The organism is Brucella sp. GW823-FHT04E01 (assembly GCF_058796175.1).
In genome coordinates, this window is record NZ_JBXAIK010000004.1 from 65404 (window position 1) to 91237 (window position 25834).

Genomic DNA, 25834 nt, shown 5'->3' on the forward strand with positions numbered 1-25834 from the left:
AAAGTGCAGGCTGTCAGGGTAACAGCCTGCATAGCGATATTCGATGTCAGGCCGATCTGGAGAGAGGAATGCCTGAATCGCCTTACGACTGGACGGGCAAGCGAACGGAAAAACGTGACCGGCAAAAGCGTATGCTGGTCGTGACAGCCATCACGATGGGCGCACTCATTCTTGTCCTCGGCATGGTGGACGGCCTGCTGATCCTGCTGGACTGATATGCTGCCGATTTACGAAATCGATTGTGCCGGGATAGAAAACCCTGACGATCTTTGGCGGCGGTATCTTTCTGCTGTTCCAGCCCAAGACTCGGAATCATTCGGTTACACACTCGACTCATTCTGAGACGCTGTGCAATGGCAAGGTCCAGGCTGGCCCGGTGAATGCGAACTCGTTTTCAGGAACTCCGAAGCTCTGGGCAAATTGAAAACACGCGGCGGCAAGCCGTTTCTAGAAGCGTTCAAACGCCTCGTGAGCGAAACAGATCGGATAGTCGTTAGATTCGCGTAAAAGCCGGGTCTATATTTATATGCCCGGATTTTCTTCCAGCAAACCGGTCACGAAATCGAACAGACCCGGGCGGCGGTCACGGCGAAGACGTTCAGCTTCAATGATCGACTTGATAGCCGCAAAGGAGCGATCAAGATCCTCATTGATGACGATATAATCGTACTTTACCCATTTCTGGATTTCAAAACGCGCATTCTGCAAACGGGTCTCAATGACATCCGCCGTATCTTCCGCGCGGCGGTTCAGGCGCTGCTGCAATTCGCGCATTGTGGGCGGAAGAATAAAGATCGACACCACATCGGCTGGCATCTTTGCTTGCAACTGGTCTGCACCCTGCCAGTCAATGTCAAACAGCATATCCTGACCGTCGGCCAGCGCGATCTCAGCCGTTTCGCGCAGCGTGCCATAGAAATTGCCATGGACCTCGGCCCATTCAATCAGCTCATCATTGTCACGAAGGCGTTCAAACTCGCGGATCGTCTTGAAATGGTAGTGAACCCCTTCGATCTCGCTCGGGCGGCGCTGGCGCGTCGTCACGCTGATCGACAGCGAGAGGTTCATCTTCTTGTCTTCCAGCAACAGCCGGGCAATGGTGGACTTACCGGCTCCGGATGGCGACGAGATCACCACCATCAAGCCTCTACGTGCGACGCCATTTTCAACCGAAGAGATGGCCATGATACCTGTTACTCCAGATTTTGTACTTGTTCGCGAAACTGGTCCACGACTGCCTTCAGTTCCAGACCGATGGCTGTGATCGACGCTGCATTCGATTTGGAACACAGTGTATTAGCTTCACGATTAAATTCCTGTGAAAGAAAATCGAGCTTGCGCCCGACGGGGCCACCATCCGCCAGAAGCTTGCGGGCGGATGCCACATGGGTCTCCAACCGGTCAAGCTCTTCCTGAATATCGGCCTTGGTCGCCAGAAACGCCGCTTCCTGATAGAGCCGCGTCTCATCAAGCTCGCGTGCGGAATCCATCAGCAGCGCTACCTGCCCAGCGAGACGGGCCTTGATCGCATCTGTGCTCCGCGACGGGTCGCGACGGGCATTCACGGTCAGGCGCTCGATACTGTCGACATGCGCGGACAGAATAGTGAAAAGAGCCTTGCCCTCCTGCTTGCGGGCATCGGCGATTGCTTTCAGCGTTTCCTCAAAACCTGAGACGACGGCAGCTTCCAGTCCGCCGCGTTCGTCTTCGTCATCAGCCATCTGTGCCTGATCGATGATACCGCGCAACGAAAGAATGCCGTCTACGCTGGCGGGGGCCAGTCCGTGCTTTGCCTGCAAATCCGCACCGAGTTTCAGGATCTCGGCGAGCATGGCCTGATTGATACTGAAACCGGCCTGTGCCTCGCTGCGTTCCACGCTGAGGCTTGCCTGAAAATTGCCACGCGAAAAATGACGCGCCAGCATGGAGCGTACGGGATGTTCGGCGGCTTCAAGGCCTTGCGGCAAACGCAGCCGAAGGTCGAGCCCCTTACCATTGACGGAACGCACTTCCCAGACGATGCGCGCTTCTCCGCCTTCCATGGCATGTTGCACGGCATGGCGTGCAAAACCGGTCATGCTTTGGAGCGCCATGCGTTCCATCCCCTCAACTCACGCCCGCGACAGTGCGGACTTACTCTAAAAACCAATCCGAAGCCGGTGACAAACACCGGCTTCGGTTACTCATTCTCAAACTCACCAAAGCCGTAGCGAAAAGCTACTGCCCCGCGCTTTGGTTTGTATTGCTGCCACTATTGTTCTGTTGCTCGATATTCTTTTGCTGCTCCACGGAGCGCCATTTACGGACGTTGGCGTTGTGTTCCTGCAGCGTCTTCGAGAACACATGGCCACCCGTGCCATCGGCAACGAAATAGAGGTCTTCCGTATCCAGCGGATTAGCGACAGCTTCCAGCGCAGCCTTGCCCGGATTGGCAATCGGCGTCGGCGGAAGACCGTTGATCACATAGGTATTGTAAGGTGTCGGCTTTTCGATGTCCGACTTGAAGATCGGCCGATCAGAAGGTTTGCCAGCTCCGCCGAACAGGCCATAAATAATGGTCGGATCGGACTGGATGCGCATGCCCTTCTTCAAGCGATTGACGAAGACCGACGCCACATGCGGGCGTTCCGACGCGATACCGGTTTCCTTTTCAACGATGGAAGCCAGCGTCACAAATTCGTTCTTGTCCTTGATCGGCAGGTCGGAACCACGCTTTGCCCAGGCGTCGTCCACGAGCTTCTTCTGGGAGGCGACCATACGATCGATGATTTCCGAACGCGTCGTGCCACGCGTGAAATTCAGCGTATCGGTGAAGAGCGAACCTTCCGGCGGCATGTCCTTCGGCATGTCACCAACCAGTGTCGGATCAGCCGAGATACGATCGAAAATCTGCTTGACCGTCAGACCTTCCGGAATGGTCAGCGGATACATGATGGATTTGCCGCTGATGAGGATATTCATCACATCGCGCATCGAAGCGCCCGCCGGGATGGCGTATTCGCCCGCCTTCAGATCATTTTCATGACCGAGCGTCCGCATCCCATAGCGGAAAATACGCGCGTCACTGACGATTTCACGATTTTCCAGGCTGTTGGAAACTTCGGCGATACCAGCGCCGCGCTTGACGAGAAACGTCGTTTCGGCAGTGAGAGGACCTTGCCCGTCAAACTGCATCTTGCCGAAATAGAACAATGCCGACGCGCCGAGCAGAACAAGCACGACCAGCGACAGCATGAAATTCATGAAAACCACGATCTGGCTGCGCGCATGGCGCGAACGCTTGCGCGGCGGCGGCGTTCCCGGCTCGGGACGCAGTGCTTCAGACGCGGATTTCGGCACGAACGGCTTTGAAGTCGCGTTCGTTTCCTGCGTCGCGCCCTTGGGCTGCTCGTCTGCAGGGGGTGTTCCGGATGGCGCCTCTGAATTCACTCAATCACCTCGGTCCAGAGTATTTCGTTGGTTCAAACCAAACCACGAGAACGGCTCTGTCTATCTATTTTGGCGAACCACCCGACACATTGTGCCGAATGCCCGCCCAGAACGGCTTTTTGCACTTATTTCGTCAGAGTGGATAAAACTCTTCGGAGTCGTGACCACACTAACCGCTGTTCGCGATTTTAAACATCGCATCCGGTTTTATTTTGGCAAAAACGCGGAGAAATCCCCGCGTTTTTTTAAATTCGATATTCTATTTTCAGCGATACCGATCAGGAGTATCGGCGCAGGACCAGCGAAGCGTTGGTTCCGCCAAATCCGAAGGAGTTCGACAGAGCCACATCGATCTTGCGTTCACGCGCCTTGTGCGGAACCAGATCGATCTTCGTCGAGACAGCCGGATTATCGAGATTGAGCGTCGCCGGCGCGATATTGTCGCGGATGGCAAGCGTCGAGAAAATCGCTTCGGCTGCTCCGGCAGCACCAAGCAGATGGCCGATAGCCGACTTGGTCGAGGACATCGAAATCTTCGACGCAGCATCGCCGACCACCCGCTCGACAGCGCCGAGTTCGATGGTGTCAGCCATGGTCGACGTGCCATGGGCGTTGATGTAGTCGATCTGGTCCGGCGTGATTTCAGCGCGCTTCAGGGCAGCGACCATGCAACGTTCGGCACCTTCGCCGCTCTCGGTCGGAGCAGTGATGTGGTAAGCATCGCCCGAAAGACCGTAGCCGATAACTTCCGCATAGATTTTCGCGCCGCGCGCCAGTGCGTGTTCCAGCTCTTCGAGAACCACAACGCCCGCACCTTCGCCCATCACGAAACCGTCACGGTCTTCGTCATAGGGACGGGAAGCTGCGGTCGGATCGTCGTTACGCTTGGTGGACAGCGCCTTGCACGCGGCAAAACCGGCCAGCGAAATGCGACTTACCGGCGATTCCGTTCCACCGGCAACCATGACATCTGCATCGCCGAAAGCGATCAGACGGGCAGCGTCGCCGATAGCATGTGTGCCGGTTGCACAAGCCGTCACAACCGAATGGTTTGGACCGCGCAGCCCGTGCTTGATGGAAACATGGCCGGAAGCCAGATTGATCAGGCGGCCAGGAATAAAGAACGGAGAAATGCGGCGCGGGCCCTTGTCGCGCAGCGTGTAGCCGGCCTCGACAATACCTTCGATGCCGCCAATGCCGGAACCGATAAGAACACCGGTACGGACCTGATCTTCGTCGCTTTCAGGATGCCAGTCGGCATCGTCCAACGCCTGATCGGCAGCGCCGACAGCATAAACGATGAAAGGATCAACTTTACGCTGTTCCTTGGGCTCCATATGGAGGTCGGCGTTGAAGGTGCCATTGGTGCCATCGCCAACCGGAATGCGGCAGGCTATCTGGCAGGCCAGATCGTCAACTTCAAATTCCGTGATGCGGCGAGCACCGCTTTCACCGGCAATAAGACGCTTCCAGGTCTCTTCAACACCGCTGGCAAGCGGCGACACCAGACCAAGACCGGTGATGACGACACGCCTCATATCCACCCCTTAAAACTTTGTTATGTCACGAACACCGCCCCGCAGGCTTTAACCGGCAGAACATATGTCCGGGCCTGATTGGAAGGGATGGTGCTCCAATTGTTGAAACCGGAGCCTGCCATTGCGAACACGATCTTCGATCAGCGTTCCAGCAGATTCACAAACAGGCCGCTGAACGGCCATTTTGCATGTGCGTCCCGATCGTGAAGACGAAAGAAACGACTTAAAATAAGCAGGGCTGGGATTCGCGAGAACCCCAGCCCAATGCCCAAGTTCAGATTAGGCGGAAGCCTTGTCGATGAACTTCACAGCGTCGCCGACCGTAAGGATCGTTTCGGCAGCGTCGTCAGGAATTTCAACGCCGAATTCTTCTTCGAAAGCCATGACCAGCTCGACCGTGTCGAGGCTGTCTGCGCCGAGGTCATCGATGAAGCTTGCGCCTTCCGTGACCTTGTCGGCATCTACGCCCAGATGTTCAACAACGATTTTCTTGACGCGCTCTGCGGTATCGCTCATGTCGGAACCTCGACCTGTGTGTTTGTTGCTCTGCCTTGGTTAGCGGCATGCAGGATTGTAATCAAGTTATAAGATGTCTGCCAAGTTTCGAGCGAAGCCGCCCGGACAGTCATCCTGTGGATATTCCTTTCGGAACAGGATCGCGGCACTTCTACTCAGAATGCCGCAATTCTCGATGGGCGCATTACCATGCTTCTTGAGCAAGGCAAAGCGCCTTTTCCTTCTTCAGCCCCCGTATTAAGGCATTTTATACCATAATAGGGAGAAGAAGGAGGGTTAGATCATGGCCATGCCGCCATTGATGTGCAGGGTCTGGCCCGTCACATAGGCAGCCTGGTCGCTTGCCAGATAGACAACTGCCGCTGCAATATCACCACCAACGCCCATGCGCTTCATGGGGATATTGCTCATAATCGCTTCCTTCTGCTTTTCGTTCAGCTTGTCGGTCATGGCCGATTCGATGAAGCCCGGAGCGATGCAGTTAACCGTTACATTGCGGCTGGCGATTTCCTGCGCCAACGACTTGGAGAAACCAATGAGGCCTGCCTTCGACGCGCAATAGTTTGCCTGACCCGGATTGCCGGTCACGCCAACAATCGACGTGATGTTAATGATACGACCATTGCGGCGACGCATCATCGGATGGGTCAGCTCACGCGTCAGATTGAATACCGACGTCAGGTTGACGTTGAGAACCGCATCCCAGTCTTCGTCGCTCATGCGCACGAACAGGCCGTCGCGGGTAATGCCGGCATTGTTGACGAGAATGTCGACGCCGCCCATTTCCTCTTCCGCCTTTTGGCCGAGAGCCTTGACGGCTTCACGGTCAGAAAGATTGGCCGGAAAGATGAAGGTGCGGTCACCAAGTTCAGCGGCAAGCTCTTTCAGCTTTTCTTCGCGTGTGCCGTGCAGGCCGACGATTGCGCCCTGCGCATGAAGAGCGCGGGCAATCGCTTCGCCAAGACCGCCGGTTGCGCCGGTTACCAGAGCCTTGCGGCCCGTCAGATCAAACATGCGAAATCCCTTTTAGCTTCTCAATTTCCATCGCATGATCTTATCCGAAAAGTCTGCAACTTTTCGGGATCAAGCGCCGAGAACAGCAAGCGCTGCTTCGATTTCTTCAGCCGAACCAACGGCGGCGCCAGTCACATCCTTCGAGATGCGGCGCGCCAGACCAGTCAGAACCTTGCCTGAACCTACTTCATAAAGCGTGGTGACGCCATTGGCCGCAAACCATTCGACCGTTTCGCGCCAGCGCACCTGACCTGTAACCTGCTCAACCAGCAGATCGGCAATCTCGTTGGCATCGGTAACCGGCGCTGCGCGCACATTGGCGATGAGCGGCACGATCGGATTGTGCTTTTCAACCGAAGCAAGCGCTTCACGCATTGCGTCAGCAGCGGGGCTCATCAAAGTTGAATGGAAGGGAGCGGATACGGGCAGCATGATGGCCCGCTTGGCGCCCTTTTCGGATGCAAGCTTTGCAGCCAGTTCGACCGCAGCCTTGGAACCGGAAATAACGAGCTGTCCACCACCATTATCATTGGCGATCTGGACCGAGCCGGATGCCTTGGCTTCAGCGCAGACAGCTTCTACGTCGCCATGCTCCAGGCCGATGATCGCAGCCATCGCGCCTTCGCCAACGGGAACAGCCTTCTGCATCGCATTGCCGCGAATGCGCAGGAGGCGCGCCGTATCGGCAAGCGAGAATGTTCCGGCTGCGCAAAGTGCTGAATATTCACCAAGCGAATGTCCGGCAACGTAGGAAACCTTGTCTTTCAACGAAAAGCCGCGCGCTTCCATAACGCGCAGCACGGCCATCGAGACGGACATCAGCGCAGGCTGGGCATTGGCGGTCAGCGTCAGCACGTCTTCCGGCCCTTCGAACATGGTAGCGGAAAGCTTTTCGCCCAGTGCAGCGTCGACTTCATCGAAAACGGCGCGCGCTTCAGCGAACTGTTCGGCCAGAGCCTTGCCCATACCCACAGCCTGGCTGCCTTGTCCGGGGAAAGTAAATGCTACCGCCATTGATGCCTCGTTCTGGTTTTAAGCATATGATAACGTCGAAACCGATATCCGTTTTCGCCAACATGCCCTGCAACTAAATGCACAATTTGGCGGGATGTGCCTCAGTGAGGGCAGCAAAGTCAAGTATTTCCCGGTTTTTGTGCGGTTTGCGCCTTGCAAAGCCGGGGAAAAACACGTAATAGCCGCCCGTTCATTGCTCGGCACCAGCTGGGGGCTGAACGGAGGGCCGGTTGTTTGTGCAGTTAAATTCACGAACATCCGTAGAAGTCACAAGCGCTTCTGCCTCCCGTGTCTCCGCTCTCGATCGTCTCAGTGAGCGTCCTTTCTTCACCGGTTTTCCGGCAAAAGAGAAGTCGCAGAGGCTTAGCCGTTGGTGTCGGCATGTTGTAACAGAAGAAAGGCAAAGCCAATGGCTCTTTATGAACATGTGCTTCTTGCCCGCCAGGACATTTCCCAGCAGCAGGTCGACGCTCTCGTCGAACAGTACAAGGGTGTCCTCGAAGCTAATGGCGGCAAGGTCGGTAAGGTCGAAAGCTGGGGTCTGCGTCCCCTCACCTACCGTATCAAGAAGAATCGCAAGGCGTATTACACGCTCGTAAACATTGACGCTCCGGCTGCAGCCGTTGCCGAAATGGAACGCCAGATGCGCATCAACGAAGACGTTCTTCGTTTCCTCACCGTTCGCGTTGAAGAACACGAAGAAGGCCAGTCGGCCATGCTCACCCGCCGTGACGACCGTCGCGAACGCGATGGTGATGATCGTCCGCGTCGTCGTGAAGGCGGTTTCGACCGTGGTGATCGCGGTGACCGTGGTGATCGCGGCCCACGTCGCCCACGCGACAACGAAGCTGGTGAAGGAGCATAATCATGGTTGATATCAATCAGATCCCGACCCGTCGTCCTTTCCATCGCCGTCGCAAGACGTGCCCGTTCTCCGGCGCAAACGCACCGAAGATCGACTACAAGGACATCAAGCTTCTGCAGCGTTACATTTCCGAACGCGGCAAGATCGTTCCTTCCCGTATTACGGCTGTCAGCCAGAAGAAGCAGCGTGAACTCGCCAAGGCGATCAAGCGCGCTCGTTTCCTCGGCCTGCTGCCTTACGTTGTGAAGTAAGAACAAGATTCTGGGAGGCGTTCTCGCAGAGATTGCCTCCCACCCCCCCTTTCCTTCATTGCGATGGGCGCAACGAAGCGTAATAAAAACCCAAGTTGGGGCAGCGGCCTCTAACTGCACGAACCGGCAAGACCGGAGCAGGACAGCGAAACTGATGAAATTCAATGGAACCATTATCGGTATCGGCATATTGGCGGGGCTTGCCTCGGCCTTGATGTCGTCCGGCGTCATCGCCCAGGGTGGCGCGATGGCTGCTATGGCCATGGTTCTCTACTTCCTGACACCACTTCCCATCTTCGTTGTTGCCCTTGGCTGGGGTTCGAGCGCCGGTATCGTTGCCGCCGCCACAGCTACGGTTGCCGTCGGCGTTGTCGCCGTCCCGCTTGCAGCACTTCTGATGGCATTGACGAGCTTCATTCCCGCAGCAACCGGCGCCTATCTGTCCGGCCTCGCGCGGCCAGCCGAAGAACTCGGCGGACCGAAGGATGTTCTGGTCTGGTATCCGCTTTCAGACATTGTGTTCCGGCTTGCCATGATGGTGGCGCTCAGCTTCATCGTCATCGGTGCGATCCTGGGCTTTGGCCCGGACATGGCGCGCGAACTCGCAAATACGCTTATCGACCGGGTTGCTGAAGCCGATCCGCAGTTCACGGCCAGCGATGACATTCGCAACAATGTAACGTCGCTGCTGATGGTCGCCTTGCCTGCAATCCAGCCGGCAACCTGCCTCGCGATTCTCGTTGGCAATCTTTATCTGGCACAGCGCCTGATCTCCATGTCGGGTCGCCTGCGCCGTCCGCGTGATGACTGGCCCGCAACGCTGCGTATGCCGCGCCCGGCCCTGCTCGTCTTCGCGGTCGCTCTTGCGGTTGCATTTCTTCCCGGCGGCGCCGGATTGATCGCAACCGTCGTTGCCGGCGCGCTTAGCGCTGGTTTCATGATGTCAGGTCTTGCCATCATGCATTTCCGCACACGCGGCAAGGTATGGCGTCCGGTAGCGCTATGGCTCGCTTACTTTGCGATCATACTCTTCGCATTCCTGCTTTTCATCTTCATGGTTCTCGGACTTTTCGACACTTCGCGCGGCGCGCCGGTCTCGAAAATGCCGGGCGCTGACAGTCAGTAACCGAATCAGAAACTCGAAAGGAAACTCCAATGGAAGTCATTCTTCTGGAACGCATTGGCCGCCTCGGCCAGATGGGCGAAACCGTCAAGGTCAAGGACGGCTATGCCCGTAACTTCCTGCTCCCGCAGGGCAAGGCTCTTCGTGCCAACGAAGCCAACAAGAAGAAGTTCGAAGGCCAGCGCGCTCAGCTCGAAGCCCAGAACCTGGAGCGCAAGAACGAAGCTCAGGCCGTTGCTGAAAAGCTCAATGGCGAAAGCTTCATCGTTGTACGTTCGGCTGGTGAAACCGGCCAGCTCTACGGTTCCGTTTCGACCCGTGACATCGCCGACATCATCTCGGCCAATGGCTTCACCCTGCACCGCAACCAGGTTGAACTGAACCATCCGATCAAGACGATCGGCCTGCACGAAGTCTCGATTTCGCTGCATCCGGAAGTTCAGGTTCAGGTTACGGTCAACATCGCACGTTCGACCGAAGAAGCCGAACGTCAGGCAAAGGGTGAAGACCTGACCTCGATCGAAGCCATCTACGGCATCGAAGAACAGCCTCTGTCGGAAGAAGTTTTCGATGAAGAGGACGAAGCTGAAGATCAGGCTTAATTTAGCCACCTATTATCTATGGGAATGCAAAGCCAGACAGCACGCATTCCCATCGTGGTAAACTTTATATGATCGTGCCCGGCGGCCTCCGCCGGGCATTTTCTCTTTTCAGATCGGCAAAACTCCTTATTCTACATATTAGTATTGGATTGGAGAGGTGCTGACGGAAACGTCCGCGTTGCTTGGGCATTACTCCCGAGGCCGATTGACCGAGGGGATATTGCCTGAAAATCTGATGACAGAGCGGCTCTGATACTTATGCACCGCCGCCTGCCATGCAAACGCATGGACGTAAGCCTGCTTCGATCCCCAAGAGGAGATGGGGCCGATGTATGGAATGATGCGTACTGTTCTTTCGCATATGATTAAAACCGGCGACCTGACGGTCACCGATTCTAGTGGTGCGCTTACCCGGTACGGCGACAGGACTGGCGAACCAGTTCATATACACTTCAAGACGAAGCACGCCGAGCGGGCCGTAGCCCTCGACCCGGAGTTGAAACTCGCCGAGTGTTTCATGGATGGCGAGATCGATTTTTTGAAGGGCGGCATCTACACGCTCCTTCAGGTGGTATTCGAAAATACCGGGCCGACTGCGGCGACCGAACCGTGGATGAAAGTTCTGGCGAAGCTGCGCATTTTTTTCCGTCGCTTCCAGCAGATGAACACGATTTCGCGGTCTTCAAACAATATCAAAAGTCATTATGACCTTTCCGGTGAGCTCTACGATCTGTTTCTCGATCCCGACAAGCAATATTCCTGCGCCTATTTCGATCCGCCAAACGCTACACTCGCCGAGGCGCAGCTTGCCAAAAAGCGCCATATCGCGGCAAAATTGCTGGTGAAGGAAGGCGACAAGGTGCTCGATATCGGCTGCGGCTGGGGTGGTATGGGGCTCTATTTGGCTCGTTATCTCAAGGCCAATGTCACCGGCGTAACCTTATCCGAAGAGCAGCATGCCATTGCCAATCAGCGAGCGCAGGATGAAGGACTGGCCGACCGTGCGAAGTTCGAATTGACCGACTATCGCAACATCGACGACAAGTTTGACCGGCTGGTATCGGTTGGTATGTTCGAGCATGTTGGTGTCGGGCATTTCGCCGAGTATTTCCAGCACGTCGCTCGCCTGATGAAACAGGATGGCGTTTTCCTTCTGCATGCCATCGGACGCGCCGATGGGCCGGGAGCGACCAATCCGTTCATCCGCAAGTACATCTTTCCGGGCGGGTATATTCCGGCACTTTCTGAGGTTCTGCCGCATATCGAAAAGGCCGGGCTCTATGTCACCGACGTAGAAATCCTGCGGCTTCATTATGCGGAAACGCTGAAGGCTTGGCGGGAAGCATTCATGGCCAATCGCGACAAGGCCAAGGCGCTTTATGACGAGCGTTTCTGCCGCATGTGGGAGTTTTATCTGGCGGCGTCTGAAAGCGCTTTCCGCTGGCAGAACATGATGGTGTTCCACATTCAGATCGCCCACAAACAGGAATCCGTTCCGCTGACCCGCAACTATATTGAGGCCGAGGAAAAGCGTCTCAAGCGCCTCGACAGCGCCCCCAAAGGTGCCAACAGCGAGGGTCGAGCGGTCAAGAAAAGCATGAACGCCTGAGGTGAAGCCGATCTGCTATAAATAAGGCGGGCTGTTCCGTTGGAGCAGCCCGCTTTCTCTGATCTTATTCCGGCTTTGGCACGCCTGCTTCCCATTTGTCCCAATGGGTGACGATGTCGTTCACGACCGGAGCGCCGACGAGGTAGATGTTTTCGACCGTTTCCGCAAAACCACCTGCCGTTTCGCCCGGCGCTGGATCCAGATGCTGCAGCGTGGTTTCTTTCGGATTCCCCTGATCGAAGTTCACCGAACCGCGTAGGCTGAGGATGCGGTCTGTACCGTGCTGCCGCTTGATAACGAGCGCAAGCGCTGCGGCTTCCATTTCGGTGGCGAGATAGTCGTCGGCACCATAAAGCTTGGCGATATACTGAGCCTCTTTCGACAATCCGGGACCGTGGAAGAATGTATCCCCGGTCATATGCGTGCCCGTCTTCAATGCCGGTTTCGCCTGCGCAGCCTTGTCGGGATAACGCATGCGATACGCCTGGGCCTCGGGCGAATCGCGAAGCTCCACATTGGAGCCCAAACGCATTGCCGCCGCGACCAAATCAGGATTAAGCCTGAAAACACGATACTCTTCATATCCCTTTCGTGGGATGAAGACCGGTTCGCCCGGCTTGCCTTCTTCCGGTGCCCAGCGATGGCCCAGATCGTAATCGACGAGCCACGTCGCCCAGCTGACATCACCTATTGTACCGCGTGAAGGTGGCGTGCCTGCCACACCGGACAGGATATAATAAGCTTTGGAGAAGTCGAAGGCTGGGTCGAGCATGATTGCCTGCATGCTGGCCGAGGAGTTCACCTTGCCCATGCCGAGAACTGAGCCGCACACACCGTCATCGTTGCAATAAACGGGTTTCAGCGCTCCTTTAACTTCGATGGGCTTCGCATCCTTCCAGTAATGCTCATACCACCGTTGAAACTCACCGGCCCGGTCGCCCCTGTTCTGACCGATCTCGAACATGGCGGCGATAAACACTTTGACCTTGATCGGTTCCGAGGCTGCCGACGAAGCCGTTGATGAAGAAAAGAGAGCCAATGCTGTCAGAAGCCAGGCTGCAATGGTGCGGTGTCGCATGAATATTCCTCGTGAATGTAAGCCGGGCTTTGCTTTGAATGCCCGCACAGATCAGGGAGCTTTGGGTTGGGAGAAGATTAATATCGCCGATTGCTCCCCGCAATCTCCGTCAATAGGAAGTGCATAAAGGCAACGCCTGAACTGTGGATCAGTGTGAATCATGGTATAGGTTTTTTCTTCCAGCAGGAATCATCCGAAGCTGCGTTGCGTTTGGCATCGCTTGAGGGCTAGCTGGGTGCATCAGGGACAGGAATAAGAATCATGGCGGAAGCGGCGGTACGCAAACTCGACGATGCGCGGGATCAGAAAGACGCGCTTTATCGGGAAGCACCCCATAATATTGAAGCGGAACAGGCGCTGCTGGGCGCGATCCTGATCAATAACGATGCCTTTTACCGGGTATCGGACTTCCTCAAGTCAACCCATTTCTTCGAGCCTCTGCACCGTCGCATCTATGAGATCACGACTGACCTCATTCGCGTCGGCAAGATGGCCAATCCCGTAACGATGAAGACCTTCCTGCCGACCGAAGGCAAGGTGGGCGATCTCACGATCTTCCAATATGTGACCCGTCTCGCAACCGAAGCCGTCACCATTATCAATGCGGAGGATTACGGCCGCGCGATTTACGATCTGGCGACGCGTCGCGCGCTGATTGGCATTGGCGAGGACATGGTGAACGTTGCCTATGATGCGCCTGTCGACATGGCACCGCAGGAGCAGATTGAAGACGCCGAACGCCGCTTGTTCGAACTTGCCGAAACCGGTCGCTATGACGGCGGCTTTCAGGCATTCAAGGACGCGGTTACAACCGCTGTCGACATGGCCAATGCCGCCTTCATGCGTGACGGGCATCTTTCCGGTGTTTCCACCGGCATCCATACGCTTGATGGCAAGATGGGCGGCTTGCAGCCTTCCGACTTGATTATCCTCGCCGGTCGTCCGGGTATGGGCAAGACCTCGCTTGCCACCAACATCGCGTTCAACATCGCGAATGCCTATGAAAGCGAACAGCAGGCCGATGGTAGCATAAAAGCCATAAATGGTGGCGTCGTTGGCTTCTTCTCGCTCGAAATGTCGGCCGAACAGCTCGCAACCCGTATTATTTCCGAGCAGACAGAAGTGTCTTCCTCGAAGATCCGTCGTGGTGACATCACCGAAACCGATTTCGAAAAGCTCGTCGCCTGCTCGCAGGTAATGCAGAAAATCCCGCTCTATATCGACCAGACCGGTGGCATCTCGATTGCGCAGCTTGCAGCGCGTGCACGCCGCCTGAAGCGCCAGCGTGGCCTTGACGTTCTGGTGATCGACTACGTACAGTTGATGACCGGTTCGTCGAAGGCCTCAGCGCAGAACCGCGTGCAGGAAATCACCGAAATCACTACCGGCCTCAAGGCACTCGGCAAGGAACTCAACGTTCCGATCATTGCGCTTTCACAGCTCTCCCGTCAGGTTGAAAGCCGCGACGATAAGCGCCCACAACTCTCCGACCTTCGTGAATCGGGCTCCATCGAGCAGGACGCCGACGTGGTGCTTTTCGTGTTCCGCGAGGAATATTACGTCAAGAACCTCGAACCGCGTGATGAATTCGATCCGAAATATGAAGAATGGAAGCAGCACTTTGAAAAAGTGCGCGGCACTGCTGACGTCATCATCGCCAAGCAGCGTCACGGACCGACCGGCACCGTCAAGCTCGCCTTCCAGTCTGAGTTTACGCGATTTGCAGATCTGGCCGAGGGTTCCTATCTGCCGGATCAGTATGAATAGTAAGATCACGATCAAGATGGAGCGCGTCTGATGGCGAAAGCGCGCGTTCAATTCATCTGCCAGAATTGCGGCGCGGTTCATTCGCGCTGGGCGGGTAAGTGCGATTCCTGCGGTGAGTGGAACACGCTTGTCGAGGAAGGCACCAATAGCGGCATCGGGTCTGGTCCCGGCGCCATATTGTCCAAGCGCAAAGGTCGCGCCGTTGCCCTCACCTCCCTGTCTGGCGACATCGAAGATGCGCCACGCATCATTTCTGGTATTAGCGAGCTTGACCGGGTTACCGGCGGCGGTTTTGTGCGCGGTTCAGCCCTTCTGATCGGTGGCGATCCCGGGATCGGCAAATCCACGCTGTTGACGCAGGCTGCAGCCGCCCTTTCCAATCGTGGCCATCGCATTGTTTATGTTTCAGGCGAAGAAGCCGTCGCGCAGATACGTCTGCGTGCGCAGCGTCTCGGTGTGGCATCGTCAGCGGTGGAACTTGCTGCCGAAACCAACGTCGAAGACATCATCGCTACCATTTCTGATACCAAGCGACCCGATCTCGTCATCATCGATTCGATCCAGACGCTCTGGACCGATATGGCAGATTCTGCTCCCGGCACGGTCACGCAGGTGCGTTCGTCGGCACAAGCCATGATCCGCTATGCCAAGCAGACTGGTTCCGCAGTCGTGCTGGTGGGACATGTTACCAAAGACGGCCAGATTGCAGGCCCTCGCGTGGTCGAACATATGGTCGATGGTGTCCTCTATTTCGAAGGTGAAGGCGGACATCACTATCGCATCCTGCGCACGGTGAAGAACCGTTTCGGCCCCACCGACGAGATCGGTGTCTTCGAGATGTCCGATGGTGGGCTGCGTGAGGTTTCCAACCCGTCCGAGCTTTTCCTTGGAGAGCGTAACGCCAAGGCTCCAGGTGCAGCTGTCTTCGCCGGCATGGAAGGCACGCGCCCGGTGCTGGTGGAGATACAGGCGCTTGTCGCCCCCTCCTCGCTCGGCACCCCGCGTCGTGCGGTCGTCGGCTGGGACGGCGGACGACTTGCCATGATCCTCGCCGTGCTCGAATCGCATTGCGGCGTTCGTTTCGGCCAGCACGATGTCTACCTGAATGTCGCGGGCGGTTATCGTATCAGCGAGCCTGCCGCCGATATAGCTGTGGCTGCTGCACTGGTTTCATCCATGGCCGGTATTGCCCTTCCGCCAGATTGTGTTTATTTCGGCGAAATCAGCCTTTCCGGTGCTGTTCGCGCGGTGACGCATGCAGTACAGAGGCTCAAGGAAGCCGAGAAACTCGGTTTCCGGCAGGCAGAAGTGCCCGGCGGCAGTGGCGAACTTTGGAAAGATCGCAACTTCCGGCTTATGGAAACTTCGGCTCTGCCCGACCTTGTTGCGCGCATCGCGGCTTCGGGCTCCGGAAAGAAGCAATAAATCTGGAATTTTATGACTGGAAGAATCTGTCAACCTTCCGGTGATAAGCTCCAGCATCTTTGACTGCCCTGCGTATTAAAGTGATTGCGCATAATAACTGAGGACAGGCAGAATGCCGATAACCATGCTTGATGGAATTCTACTCGGGATAACGCTGGTTTCAGCCGTTTTGGCGATGGTGCGCGGTTTTTCCCGCGAGGTGCTGTCGCTGGTATCGTGGGCGGCAGCGGCCGCTGCGGCCTACCTTTTCTACCAGCCGGTTCTGCCTTTCGTGCAGCCCTATATTAACAACGAAACCATCGCGAAGATTGCCGCCGCTGGCGCCGTCTTCCTCGTCGTGCTGATCGTCGTTTCGCTGATCACCATGAAGATCGCCGATTTCATCATCGACAGCCGTATCGGCGCGCTTGACCGCACGCTCGGCTTCCTGTTCGGCGGAGTGCGCGGTGTGCTTCTCGTTGTCGTTGCTATGCTGTTCTTCAACTGGCTCGTCCCGACGAACCAGCCAACCTGGGTGACGAACGCGAAATCGAAGCCAATGCTCGATTCGTTCGGCCAGCAGCTGATCGACCTTCTGCCAGCTAATCCCGACCAGATGATCGACAAGTTCAAGCCGCAGCAGAACGCTCCAGCGTCCGGCGAGCAGGAAGAAGCGCCGGTTCCCGACGATACGCCTGCACAGCAATAAGCTGTTCCGAGATATCGAGAAGCCGTCGGCCCCGCTGGCGGCTTTTTCAATTCTGGAGACAAAAGCCGACTGATGTGAAATGCCAAAATGACGTTCACACATTGTCATTTCGGTTTCGCGATCATATTTCAGGCGGGAATTTGCGAGATTATTCGCCGGCATCGTGCGATACTAATGTTCATGAGACTATATCGACGCAGCGGTGAACTCTTCGCTTTTAACAAAAAGCTATCTTGTGATAGAGAGGCGCTTGAAGTCTTTACGCATGTCGTTATCGGAAAACCGGTCTCCACTTTTCCGCGACATGCTTTAGTTGCCTCTGCAATCGAAAGGCCTTGCGGCAATGACCAGCCATTCTTCTGAAAATGCCTCCTTTATGCTGGACGAAGACACCCTGCATGAAGAATGCGGCGTATTTGGCATACTTGGCCATGAAGACGCAGCCGCGCTGACCGCATTGGGCCTGCATGCCCTCCAGCATCGCGGGCAGGAAGCCGCCGGTATCGTTTCCTATCACAATCGCCGTTTTCATTCCGAACGCCATATGGGCCTCGTCGGCGATCATTTCACCGATGCAGCAACGCTGAACCGCCTGCCCGGCGACCGTGCCATCGGTCATGTGCGCTACTCCACCACCGGCGAGACGATCCTGCGCAATGTGCAGCCATTGTTCGCGGAACTGGAAGTCGGCGGCATTGCCATTGCCCATAACGGCAATTTCACCAACGGCATAACGCTGCGCAAACAACTGATTGCTTCCGGCGCGATCTTCCAGGCGACGTCCGATACCGAAGTCGTGCTGCATATGATCGCCCGTTCGCGCCATGCATCCTCGTCCGACCGTTTCGTCGATGCCATTCGTCAGGTCGAAGGCGGTTACGCCATGCTGGCGCTGACCCGCACCAAGCTGATTGCCGCGCGTGACGTAATCGGCATCCGCCCGCTTGTCATGGGTGAGCTCGACGGCAAGCCTATCTTCTGCTCGGAAACCTGTGCCCTCGACATTATCGGCGCGAAATATGTTCGCGACGTCGAAAATGGCGAAGTGATCATCTGCGAGATCCAGAAGGACGGCTCCATCACCATCGAATCCATCAAGGCCGAAAATCCACAGCCGGAACGGCTCTGCCTGTTCGAATATGTCTATTTCGCCCGCCCCGACTCCGTCGTCGGCGGTCGCAGCGTGTATGTCGCGCGCAAGAATATGGGCATGGAGCTTGCCAAGGAAGCCGGTATCGAAGCTGATGTTGTCGTGCCGGTGCCTGATGGCGGCACGCCTGCCGCTCTCGGCTTCGCGCAGGCAAGCGGCATTCCGTTCGAATATGGCATCATCCGCAACCATTATGTGGGCCGTACCTTTATCGAGCCGACTCAGCAAATTCGTGCACTGGGCGTCAAGCTGAAGCATTCAGCCAATCGCGCCATGATCGAAGGCAAGCGCGTCGTGCTGGTGGATGATTCCATTGTGCGCGGCACCACATCGGTCAAGATCGTTCAGATGATCCGCGATGCGGGCGCAAAGGAAGTGCATATCCGCGTGGCAAGTCCAATGATTTACCATCCGGATTTCTACGGTATCGACACCCCCCATGCCGATAAGCTGCTGGCCAACCAGCACAAAGACCTGGAATCCATGTGCCGCTACATCGGCGCGGATTCTCTGGCATTTCTTTCCATCGACGGGCTCTACAAGGCCGTTGGCGGGAAGCCACGAGATCCGAAAGCACCGGCTTTCACCGATCATTACTTCACGGGCGAATATCCGACCCGCCTCCTCGATCAGGAAGGCGAGAGCAATGTGCATACGCTGTCGCTGCTCGCAAGCAACGGCTGATCGCCCGATTCTTCACGCAGGCGGCCCAAAAGGCCGCCTGTTTCATGTTTTTGCATCATATGGGGACTAGATGAGCATCGACCTTACGGGCCGCATCGCACTGGTAACAGGCGCATCGCGCGGTATTGGCTATTTTCTTTCACTTGAACTGGCAAAACGCGGCGCACATGTAATCGCAGTCGCTCGCACCGTCGGCGGACTTGAAGAGCTGGACGACGATATCCGCAAACTGGGTGGCAATGCGACGCTGGTGCCTCTCGATATTACCGATATGGAAGCTATTGATCGCCTCGGCGGCTCCATTCATGAGCGCTGGGGTAAGCTAGATATCATGGTTGCCAATGCGGGTGTCCTCGGCACGATCTCGCCGATCGGCCATGTCGAGGCCAAGACGTTCGAGAAGCTCATGAACGTCAATGTCACCAGCGTATGGCGTCTTATTCGGTCCACCGATCCGCTGCTTCGGGCTTCCGACGCGGGACGTGCCATTCTGCTCTCCTCCGGTGTGGCACATACCTGCCGCGCCTTCTGGGGGCCGTATGCTGCCTCGAAAGCTGCTGTCGAAGTCATGGCGCGCAGCTGGGCCGAAGAAACGAAGCAGATGAAGCTCAAGATCAACTCGGTCAATCCGGGCGCCACCCGCACGGCAATGCGCGCGCAGGCGATGCCGGGCGAAGATCCAGAGACGCTGCCAACACCACAGTCGGTCGCAGAAAAGATCGTCAAGCTCGCCGATCCGGCACTTGACGTCACGGGCAAGCTTTTCGACGTACGTCAGGACCGCTTCCTCGACTATCATCTGCCGAGCTGATTTCGGTCCTCCGGCCTTGCCTATATGCAAGGCCGGTTCTATGTATTTACTTATTAATGTTTCCCGCCTGGCCATCTGTTGGCTCTTTTTTCAGCGGGCATTTCTCCCCCCTTAGACCCCTTTTTCACGTGCTGCCAAATTTGGCGCGCGTTCCCTTTGCTATTGGAGGACTTATGACCAATGATCACCAGCGTTTCATTATCATCAGCGGCGGGCCCGGATCAGGCAAAAGCACACTGATCGATGCACTCGAAAGGCAGGGCTTTCCCCGCACTGTGGAGGCTGGACGTGCCATCATTCAGGATCAGGTCGCTATCGGCGGCAATGCCCTGCCCTGGAGTGACCGCGCGCTTTTTGCGGAGCTAATGCTTTCATGGGAAATGCGCTCGCACGCGATGGCGAAACAACAGCCCGGGACGGTCCTCTTCGACCGCGGTGTTCCTGACGTAATCGGCTATCTGATGCTGTGTAACCTGCCCGTTCCGCAGCATATGGAAGAAGCCGCACGGCAGTTTCAGTACAACAGAACAGTGTTTCTCGCTCCGCCATGGGCGGAAATCTTTGGTCATGATGCTGAGCGGAAGCAGGATTTCGAGGAAGCCGCACGCACATTCGAGGCGATGGATAAAACCTACAGACGGCTTGGATATGAAATCGCGCTCCTGCCAAAATCATCGGTCGAGGAGCGCGTTGGTTTCATCAAACAGGCATTGCCATCAGTTTTCCTCTGACGGTGTATCCTCTTCGGTCCCGGCTTCTTCCTCCGCTTTTCGGTCAGCGGCTTCGCGCTTGTTCCAGGCAGCCAGACTGAACGGAAGAAATACGAGATAGGCGAGCGCCGTGAGGCTCAATGTCTGCCAGGTAAAACTCATCAGGAACGCGACGTAAACTACCACGAACAGGATGAGCGGCATGACGATATCGCGCCGGACAAGGCTTCCGGCGGACTTACCATTATAGACCGGCAGGCGGCTTACAAGCAGAAACGCGATTGCGACGGTATAGATCGCCACGCCGAAAGCGAGCGCCCGCGTTGGTGTCAGACCAAGAAAGCCGAGGTAGACCGGCAACAGGACAAGCATGGCGCCTGCCGGTGCAGGCACACCGATGAAATAATTGCTCTGCCATGCCGGACGGTTCGGGTCTTCGAGCATGACATTGAAACGCGCAAGCCGCAGGCAGCAGGCGATGGCATAAAGAAGTGCAGCAATCCAGCCGAACGAGCGCGCCTGATCGAGCATAAAGGCATAGAGCACCAGAGCGGGCGCGACACCGAAATTGACGATATCGGCGAGCGAATCCATCTGCGCGCCGAACTTCGATGATCCCTTCATCATGCGAGCAACGCGCCCATCTATGCCATCGAGAAAGGCTGCGACGAGGACCATCACGACAGCAAGCTCGAAGCGGTTCTCGAAAGCCAGACGGATGCCGGTAAGACCAGCACAGATGGCGAGAACCGTTATGACATTGGGAATGACGATACGTAGCGGTATCTGCGACAGCTTGGGGCCGCGCGATGAATCCACGCGGCCATTGGGCTCAAAAGGCGGAAAGGGCGTCTCCATCGGCTCAGCCGATCCGCACCACAGGTTCGCCGCGCACGCTGCCGTAATCGGCCAGCACGGTTTCACCGGCGACTGCCGTCTGGCCAACTGCAACACGAACGATCGCATCGGCAGGAAGATAGACATCGACGCGCGATCCGAAACGGATCAGGCCGAACCGCTCGCCCACGGACAAATCATCATCCTCGTTCGACCAGCAAACGATGCGCCGCGCGACCAGACCGGCAATCTGGACAACACCGATCTTGCCATGCGGGCTTTCGATCAGGACGCTGTTGCGTTCGTTTTCCGTGCTGGCCTTGTCCAGTTCCGCGTTGAGGAACTTGCCCGGACGATGCACGACCTTCTCGATCTTGCCACGCACCGGAGACCGGTTGATGTGAACCGAGAACACATTCATGAAAACCGACACGCGCATACGTGGTTCAGCGCCGAGATCCAGCTCGGCTGGTGGCACAGCCGGACCGACGAAGGAAACCTTGCCGTCAGCAGGACTGATGACCAAATCATCGTCCATCGGCGTCACGCGCTCCGGATCACGATAGAAGTAGATGCACCAGACGGTCAGCACCATGCCGATCCAGAACAACGGGTCCCAAAGCCAGCCCAGAATTAGCGAAACCACGAAAAAGCCCGCGATAAACGGATAGCCTTCCCGATGGATCGGCACGAAAGTATTGCGGATGGTGTCAGTAAGGCTCATCGCTCTTCCTTTGAGTTTGGCCGTTATTTACCTCATCCTGTTCAGAATCGAAATCCATTTCGCAAATTATTCACGGCTGTTAGGGCACGTGATCGCGCCCTAATATAACTAGCTGCCGATAAACTGCCTATTCCGCCGCCGGAACACCACGTGTGACGATACCCAATTCGTCACTTTCGCGAACCTGACGCAGACGCTCTTCCGCCTCATCCGCCTCGCGCTGACGAGCCCACATGGACGCGTAAAGCCCCTTATGCTTGAGGAGCATGCGGTGGGTGCCGCGCTCGGCAATCAGACCGTCCTTCAGAACGATGATCTCATCCGCACTGATGACGGTCGACAGACGGTGCGCGATGACTAGCGTGGTACGCCCACGGCTAACGATGTCGAGTGCAGACTGGATTTCCTGCTCGGTCGCGGTATCGAGCGCGGAGGTCGCCTCATCGAGGATCAGGATTGGAGGCGCTTTCAGGATCGTGCGCGCAATGGCTACACGCTGTTTCTCACCGCCCGAAAGCTTGAGGCCGCGTTCGCCAACCATGGCCTGATAGCCTTCCGGCAGATGCTTGATGAAGCCAGAAATCTGCGCCAGCTCAGCCGCCTTTTCCACTTCTTCGGTCGTGGCATCAGGACGGCCATAGCGAATGTTGTAAGCGATCGTATCGTTGAACAGCACAGTGTCCTGCGGCACCATGCCAATGACCTTGCGCAGGCTTTCCTGCGTGACGTCGCGGACGTCCTGCCCGTCGATGGAAACCGATCCCGACTGGACATCATAGAAGCGAAACAGCAGTCGCGAGATCGTGGATTTACCCGCACCCGACGGTCCGACTATCGCCACCGTCTTTCCTGCCGGAACTTCAAAACTGATGCCCTTGAGGATCGGGCGGTTCGCATCATAGGCAAAATTCACATCATCGAAACGGATTGCGCCGTGATTGATTTTCAATGCTGGTGCATTGGGCTTGTCGACGACTTCCTGCTTCACATCAAGGAGATCGAACATCTGCTCGATATCGGTCAAACCCTGACGAATTTCGCGATAGATGAAACCGATGAAATTGAGCGGGATGGATAGCTGCATCAGCATGGCATTAATGAAAACGAAGTCGCCGATGGATTGCGTTCCGGCCCGGACTTCCAACGCTGACATGACCATGACCACCGCCATGCCGACACCAAAGATTACGGCCTGACCGAAGTTCAGCCAGCCAAGCGACGTCCATGTCTGGGTTGCAGCCTTTTCATAGCGAGCCATCGAAGCATCGAAGCGCTTTGCTTCCATGTTCTCGTTGCCGAAATATTTGACGGTTTCAAAGTTGAGCAGCGAGTCGATTGCCTTGGTATTGGCATCCGTATCGGAGTCGTTCATTTCGCGGCGAATATTGATGCGCCAGTCGCTCGCCTTGATCGTAAACCACGTATAGAGCCAAACCGTCGCCGCAACCACGAGCAGATAGGAAATGCCGTACGCGAAGGCGAAAATCACCGCCGTCAGCGCAAACTCAAGAATGGTGGGCAGGGTGTTGAGGATCGTGAAACGAACAATCGTTTCAATGCCCTTGGTGCCGCGCTCAATGACCCGCGAAAGTCCGCCCGTGCGCCGTTCAAGATGGAACCTGAGCGACAGCTGGTGCATGTGCACGAAGGTTCGGTAGGCCAGCTGGCGTACCGCATATTGCCCGACGCTTGCAAACAATGCATCGCGAAGCTGGTTGAGGCCAGCCTGTACGATCTTGGCGCCGTTATAAGCCAGCACAAGCATCACTGCGCCGACCAGAAACAGCGGGATATAATCCGGCGGGTTCAATTGACCGGTCAAGGCATTCGTCACCCATTTGAAGAAATAGGGCACGAGGATGAGCACGATCTTGGAAATCACCAGATAGAACGTGGCCCAGACGACGCGCATACGCAGATCGGGCCTGTCGGACGGCCACATATAGGGCCAGAGATTTCGCAGTGTCTTGAACGTTTCGCCGGAGTCGGCGGAAACCGTTTTGGGGGAACTCATGGTGCGTTCTTTCAAGTCGGTGGGCTCAAGCGATTTCGTACGAGATGAAACTCCGTCATCGCTCTATCTCTTTGTTTTCACGCATGTCTTTATCCCGAAACCGGTTCACACTTTCGGGAGACATGCTCTAGCCGCAGCATCTGCTCTTGAAGGAAGCAAAATGCGTGCGGACAGCGTTTAGTTGCTGCCAGTTGACGCTGTAACGCGAGGACTGGCGCTCAGGCCGATAATCGATAAGACCGGCCTGCACGAGCACCTTGAGGTGTTGGGAAACCGTCGATTGCGCAAGGTCGAGCTTGCCGACAATATCCTTGCAGCAGCAAGCGTCCTCCATCATCAACTGGCGGATAATGCGAATGCGGACAGGATGGCCCAGCGCGGCGCAAATGCGCGCTGCCGCTTCATCGTCAATGCCAAGCTGCGCCAGATCGGCGACAGTTTCGGTCGAGCTTTTGTCCAGAACTATCTTCATCGTATATCGACGATATACGATTATGCTCTGAAGTTCAAGATTTGGAGACGTTCATTCCAGAAACGACCGCCAAAACGGAAACACACTATCGTGACTGACGCTTATTGCTGAAGCGCACCTCCCTGCGTTGGGAGCCGCGCTTCAGTTCCATGAACTCTCCGTCAGTTAGCTCTATCTTCCAACTGGCGTTTGGCCTCGCCATCGCCCAAGGGTTCCTTCGGCATGTTGAATACCTGACCCGGCCAGATGAGATCTGGATTGCGGATTTGGTCGCGGTTGGCGAGATAGATCGTCGTATATCGCGTACCCTTGCCATAGGCGCGCTTGGATATCGTCCAGAGATTATCCCCACGCCGAATGATGACGGAGCCATCGACTTTCTGCAGTGGAGTTGCCGACGAAGCGGCCGCATCACCAATCGCTTCCGATGCAGCCGCCGTCTGACCGTCCGTGTCGGAAGCAACAGCCGAGACATTCTCGCCAGCTTCGCGATGGAACGGGACCCGGGCTGTGGCCAGAACCTGATTGGCATTGTCGAGCAGGTCGGCGCGAATGATGTAATCACCAACGCTGAGCGGTTGTTTGCTCTGCACGAGGAAACGGCCATCAGGCGAAATGAGGCTTGCGCCAAGCAATGTATCATTGGCGTGGACGATCACGCGATTGCCGCCCTTGGCTTTACCCGCCACGAAAACAGCCTGACCTTCAATCTCCACAGCCTCGATTGCAATCGGCAAATCCTGTGCAGGTTTGGCTTCCGGCTTGTCTGCCTTGGTCGCAGCTGCAGGGTTAGCTTCCGCATTGTCCTGTGGCTTCTCTGCCGTTTCTGGCTTGGTAATCAGGCGGCTCGCCTGCCCCGGCTCCTCAACCAGCGCCAACACCTGCCCCGACTTGGTTTCAGGCACCGACACGATGGCGGTCTGCGCGGAAGTGGCGACATTGTTGTCAGCACCAGTTGAACGCAAGACCAGCTGATGATCACCTGCCTTCAAAGGATTATCCAGAACAATGGCAAAATCCCCATTGGCTCCGGCCTTGGCTTTGCCCACAACGGTGGCACCTGCGACAACCTCGATATCAGCGTTGGGAAGGGACTTACCTGCGATCACGACCGAACCGTCAGGCTCGACACGAAGGAGATCGAAAACCGGCGTTTTGCTGGCCTGCTCTGCGGGAGCGGCATCAGTCTGCTTGGCTGGCTCTTCGGATTGCACGCCTTGCGGCTTCGCATCGTTTGCCGCAGCATCGCCCGCAGGCTTGGCAGCGTCTGGCGTCTTCGTCTCGGATGGCGTTGCTTCTGGCTGCGCTGGCGCATTGCTCGAAGCTGGTGCAGTGGCATTAGGTTGCGGGGCTTCAACGCGGGATCGTGTTGCATTCCAATAGAGGCCGAGCCCGGCGACGATTGCGACGAGCCCGATACCGAGCAATCCTAAACTGTTCTTTTGCATTTCGCTTCGAAATCCACGCCAGAGACTATAATAGCGGGTTTATAGCTTTTGGCTTCCCCCTACAA

At 56.4% G+C, this 25834-nt stretch carries 25 protein-coding genes; 12 read left to right on the forward strand and 13 right to left on the reverse strand.

The window, feature by feature from the left end:
- The first annotated feature begins 68 nt into the window (after positions 1-68).
- Positions 69-215, forward strand: coding sequence for a hypothetical protein (locus tag AC1RHM_RS15465; protein WP_155243295.1), 147 nt, complete (start codon positions 69-71; stop codon positions 213-215).
- A 307-nt stretch (positions 216-522) separates the two neighbouring features.
- Here AC1RHM_RS15465 and gmk read toward each other — a convergent pair whose 3' ends face one another.
- The 7 genes from gmk to fabD form a co-directional block, all read right to left on the reverse strand.
- Positions 523-1185, reverse strand: coding sequence for a guanylate kinase (gene gmk, locus AC1RHM_RS15470; RefSeq protein ID WP_010658393.1), 663 nt, complete (start codon positions 1183-1185; stop codon positions 523-525).
- A gap of 8 nt (positions 1186-1193) precedes the next feature.
- Positions 1194-2093 carry a YicC/YloC family endoribonuclease gene (locus tag AC1RHM_RS15475; protein ID WP_036581296.1) on the reverse strand — a complete coding sequence of 300 codons (900 nt, stop codon included), beginning with the start codon at positions 2091-2093 and terminating at the stop codon, positions 1194-1196.
- 124 nt (positions 2094-2217) lie between these two features.
- Positions 2218-3429 (reverse strand): endolytic transglycosylase MltG, encoded by a 1212-nt coding sequence (mltG, locus tag AC1RHM_RS15480; RefSeq protein ID WP_010658391.1) that lies wholly within the window; start codon positions 3427-3429, stop codon positions 2218-2220.
- 278 nt (positions 3430-3707) lie between these two features.
- Positions 3708-4967, reverse strand: a complete 1260-nt coding sequence (gene fabF, locus AC1RHM_RS15485) for a beta-ketoacyl-ACP synthase II (protein ID WP_010658390.1) — start codon at positions 4965-4967, stop codon at positions 3708-3710.
- A 279-nt stretch (positions 4968-5246) separates the two neighbouring features.
- Positions 5247-5483 (reverse strand): acyl carrier protein, encoded by a 237-nt coding sequence (locus tag AC1RHM_RS15490; protein WP_002963616.1) that lies wholly within the window; start codon positions 5481-5483, stop codon positions 5247-5249.
- Positions 5484-5759: 276 nt separating this feature from the next.
- The gene (fabG, locus tag AC1RHM_RS15495) at positions 5760-6497 is read right to left on the reverse strand and encodes a 3-oxoacyl-[acyl-carrier-protein] reductase (protein ID WP_264812598.1); all 738 of its coding nucleotides are present in this window, start codon (positions 6495-6497) and stop codon (positions 5760-5762) included.
- Between the two features lie 69 nt (positions 6498-6566).
- Positions 6567-7511, reverse strand: a complete 945-nt coding sequence (fabD, locus tag AC1RHM_RS15500) for an ACP S-malonyltransferase (protein ID WP_492332584.1) — start codon at positions 7509-7511, stop codon at positions 6567-6569.
- A 409-nt stretch (positions 7512-7920) separates the two neighbouring features.
- Here fabD and rpsF point away from each other — a divergent pair, with 409 nt between their 5' ends.
- From rpsF to AC1RHM_RS15525, 5 genes are all read left to right on the forward strand, one after another.
- Positions 7921-8376, forward strand: a complete 456-nt coding sequence (rpsF, locus tag AC1RHM_RS15505) for a 30S ribosomal protein S6 (RefSeq protein ID WP_010658387.1) — start codon at positions 7921-7923, stop codon at positions 8374-8376.
- Between the two features lie 2 nt (positions 8377-8378).
- Positions 8379-8627, forward strand: a complete 249-nt coding sequence (gene rpsR / locus AC1RHM_RS15510; RefSeq protein WP_006466219.1) for a 30S ribosomal protein S18 — start codon at positions 8379-8381, stop codon at positions 8625-8627.
- A gap of 154 nt (positions 8628-8781) precedes the next feature.
- Entirely contained in the window at positions 8782-9753 is a 972-nt protein-coding gene (locus AC1RHM_RS15515) for a DUF2232 domain-containing protein (protein ID WP_029925529.1), read from the forward strand.
- 29 nt (positions 9754-9782) lie between these two features.
- The gene (rplI, locus tag AC1RHM_RS15520) at positions 9783-10352 is read left to right on the forward strand and encodes a 50S ribosomal protein L9 (RefSeq protein ID WP_010658385.1); all 570 of its coding nucleotides are present in this window, start codon (positions 9783-9785) and stop codon (positions 10350-10352) included.
- A gap of 328 nt (positions 10353-10680) precedes the next feature.
- Positions 10681-11961, forward strand: a complete 1281-nt coding sequence (locus AC1RHM_RS15525) for a cyclopropane fatty acid synthase (protein ID WP_029925534.1) — start codon at positions 10681-10683, stop codon at positions 11959-11961.
- A gap of 64 nt (positions 11962-12025) precedes the next feature.
- On the opposite strand, the gene AC1RHM_RS15530 is transcribed toward AC1RHM_RS15525, so the two are convergent.
- Entirely contained in the window at positions 12026-13039 is a 1014-nt protein-coding gene (locus AC1RHM_RS15530; protein WP_122242050.1) for a purine-nucleoside phosphorylase, read from the reverse strand.
- Between the two features lie 261 nt (positions 13040-13300).
- Between AC1RHM_RS15530 and AC1RHM_RS15535 the strand changes: the two genes are divergently transcribed.
- From AC1RHM_RS15535 to AC1RHM_RS15560, 6 genes are all read left to right on the forward strand, one after another.
- Complete coding sequence (locus AC1RHM_RS15535; protein ID WP_036581331.1) at positions 13301-14806, forward strand: replicative DNA helicase; 1506 nt, start codon at positions 13301-13303, stop codon at positions 14804-14806.
- A gap of 30 nt (positions 14807-14836) precedes the next feature.
- Positions 14837-16231 carry a DNA repair protein RadA gene (gene radA / locus AC1RHM_RS15540; RefSeq protein ID WP_010658381.1) on the forward strand — a complete coding sequence of 465 codons (1395 nt, stop codon included), beginning with the start codon at positions 14837-14839 and terminating at the stop codon, positions 16229-16231.
- 112 nt (positions 16232-16343) lie between these two features.
- The gene (locus tag AC1RHM_RS15545) at positions 16344-16919 is read left to right on the forward strand and encodes a CvpA family protein (protein WP_010658380.1); all 576 of its coding nucleotides are present in this window, start codon (positions 16344-16346) and stop codon (positions 16917-16919) included.
- A 343-nt stretch (positions 16920-17262) separates the two neighbouring features.
- On the forward strand, positions 17263-18753 hold the full coding sequence (gene purF / locus AC1RHM_RS15550) for an amidophosphoribosyltransferase (protein WP_036586138.1): 1491 nt from the start codon (positions 17263-17265) through the stop codon (positions 18751-18753).
- A 70-nt stretch (positions 18754-18823) separates the two neighbouring features.
- The gene (locus tag AC1RHM_RS15555) at positions 18824-19564 is read left to right on the forward strand and encodes an SDR family NAD(P)-dependent oxidoreductase (protein ID WP_029925545.1); all 741 of its coding nucleotides are present in this window, start codon (positions 18824-18826) and stop codon (positions 19562-19564) included.
- A 173-nt stretch (positions 19565-19737) separates the two neighbouring features.
- Complete coding sequence (locus AC1RHM_RS15560; RefSeq protein WP_036581348.1) at positions 19738-20295, forward strand: AAA family ATPase; 558 nt, start codon at positions 19738-19740, stop codon at positions 20293-20295.
- Here AC1RHM_RS15560 and pssA read toward each other — a convergent pair.
- The 5 genes from pssA to AC1RHM_RS15585 all read right to left on the reverse strand — a co-directional run bounded on the left by pssA (position 20281) and on the right by AC1RHM_RS15585 (position 25769).
- Complete coding sequence (gene pssA / locus AC1RHM_RS15565) at positions 20281-21132, reverse strand: CDP-diacylglycerol--serine O-phosphatidyltransferase (protein WP_029925549.1); 852 nt, start codon at positions 21130-21132, stop codon at positions 20281-20283. The genes AC1RHM_RS15560 and pssA overlap by 15 nt on opposite strands.
- Positions 21133-21136: 4 nt before the next feature.
- Complete coding sequence (locus tag AC1RHM_RS15570; RefSeq protein ID WP_036581352.1) at positions 21137-21835, reverse strand: phosphatidylserine decarboxylase; 699 nt, start codon at positions 21833-21835, stop codon at positions 21137-21139.
- 127 nt (positions 21836-21962) lie between these two features.
- Positions 21963-23849: an ABCB family ABC transporter ATP-binding protein/permease gene (locus AC1RHM_RS15575; protein ID WP_492332585.1), complete on the reverse strand. Its 1887-nt coding sequence runs from the start codon at positions 23847-23849 to the stop codon at positions 21963-21965.
- Between the two features lie 127 nt (positions 23850-23976).
- Positions 23977-24321 (reverse strand): ArsR/SmtB family transcription factor, encoded by a 345-nt coding sequence (locus tag AC1RHM_RS15580; protein WP_010658373.1) that lies wholly within the window; start codon positions 24319-24321, stop codon positions 23977-23979.
- Positions 24322-24482: 161 nt separating this feature from the next.
- Positions 24483-25769 (reverse strand): Ig-like domain-containing protein, encoded by a 1287-nt coding sequence (locus tag AC1RHM_RS15585; RefSeq protein WP_036581359.1) that lies wholly within the window; start codon positions 25767-25769, stop codon positions 24483-24485.
- Positions 25770-25834: the final 65 nt, after the last annotated feature.

Excerpts from the sequence above, each read along its gene's own strand:
- AC1RHM_RS15525 (WP_029925534.1), top strand. The coding sequence starts at position 10,681 with ATGTATGGAATGATGCGTACTGTTCTTTCGCATATGATTAAAACCGGC.
- AC1RHM_RS15570 (WP_036581352.1), bottom strand. The coding sequence starts at position 21,835 with ATGAGCCTTACTGACACCATCCGCAATACTTTCGTGCCGATCCATCGG.
- gmk (WP_010658393.1), bottom strand. The coding sequence starts at position 1,185 with ATGGCCATCTCTTCGGTTGAAAATGGCGTCGCACGTAGAGGCTTGATG.
- AC1RHM_RS15580 (WP_010658373.1), bottom strand. The coding sequence starts at position 24,321 with ATGAAGATAGTTCTGGACAAAAGCTCGACCGAAACTGTCGCCGATCTG.
- rpsR (WP_006466219.1), top strand. The coding sequence starts at position 8,379 with ATGGTTGATATCAATCAGATCCCGACCCGTCGTCCTTTCCATCGCCGT.
- AC1RHM_RS15490 (WP_002963616.1), bottom strand. The coding sequence starts at position 5,483 with ATGAGCGATACCGCAGAGCGCGTCAAGAAAATCGTTGTTGAACATCTG.
- AC1RHM_RS15465 (WP_155243295.1), top strand. The coding sequence starts at position 69 with ATGCCTGAATCGCCTTACGACTGGACGGGCAAGCGAACGGAAAAACGT.
- AC1RHM_RS15575 (WP_492332585.1), bottom strand. The coding sequence starts at position 23,849 with ATGAGTTCCCCCAAAACGGTTTCCGCCGACTCCGGCGAAACGTTCAAG.
- rpsF (WP_010658387.1), top strand. The coding sequence starts at position 7,921 with ATGGCTCTTTATGAACATGTGCTTCTTGCCCGCCAGGACATTTCCCAG.
- pssA (WP_029925549.1), bottom strand. The coding sequence starts at position 21,132 with ATGGAGACGCCCTTTCCGCCTTTTGAGCCCAATGGCCGCGTGGATTCA.
- fabF (WP_010658390.1), bottom strand. The coding sequence starts at position 4,967 with ATGAGGCGTGTCGTCATCACCGGTCTTGGTCTGGTGTCGCCGCTTGCC.
- AC1RHM_RS15530 (WP_122242050.1), bottom strand. The coding sequence starts at position 13,039 with ATGCGACACCGCACCATTGCAGCCTGGCTTCTGACAGCATTGGCTCTC.
- fabD (WP_492332584.1), bottom strand. The coding sequence starts at position 7,511 with ATGGCGGTAGCATTTACTTTCCCCGGACAAGGCAGCCAGGCTGTGGGT.
- AC1RHM_RS15560 (WP_036581348.1), top strand. The coding sequence starts at position 19,738 with ATGACCAATGATCACCAGCGTTTCATTATCATCAGCGGCGGGCCCGGA.
- AC1RHM_RS15545 (WP_010658380.1), top strand. The coding sequence starts at position 16,344 with ATGCCGATAACCATGCTTGATGGAATTCTACTCGGGATAACGCTGGTT.
- rplI (WP_010658385.1), top strand. The coding sequence starts at position 9,783 with ATGGAAGTCATTCTTCTGGAACGCATTGGCCGCCTCGGCCAGATGGGC.
- radA (WP_010658381.1), top strand. The coding sequence starts at position 14,837 with ATGGCGAAAGCGCGCGTTCAATTCATCTGCCAGAATTGCGGCGCGGTT.
- AC1RHM_RS15535 (WP_036581331.1), top strand. The coding sequence starts at position 13,301 with ATGGCGGAAGCGGCGGTACGCAAACTCGACGATGCGCGGGATCAGAAA.
- fabG (WP_264812598.1), bottom strand. The coding sequence starts at position 6,497 with ATGTTTGATCTGACGGGCCGCAAGGCTCTGGTAACCGGCGCAACCGGC.
- AC1RHM_RS15585 (WP_036581359.1), bottom strand. The coding sequence starts at position 25,769 with ATGCAAAAGAACAGTTTAGGATTGCTCGGTATCGGGCTCGTCGCAATC.
- AC1RHM_RS15515 (WP_029925529.1), top strand. The coding sequence starts at position 8,782 with ATGAAATTCAATGGAACCATTATCGGTATCGGCATATTGGCGGGGCTT.
- purF (WP_036586138.1), top strand. The coding sequence starts at position 17,263 with ATGACCAGCCATTCTTCTGAAAATGCCTCCTTTATGCTGGACGAAGAC.
- AC1RHM_RS15475 (WP_036581296.1), bottom strand. The coding sequence starts at position 2,093 with ATGGCGCTCCAAAGCATGACCGGTTTTGCACGCCATGCCGTGCAACAT.
- AC1RHM_RS15555 (WP_029925545.1), top strand. The coding sequence starts at position 18,824 with ATGAGCATCGACCTTACGGGCCGCATCGCACTGGTAACAGGCGCATCG.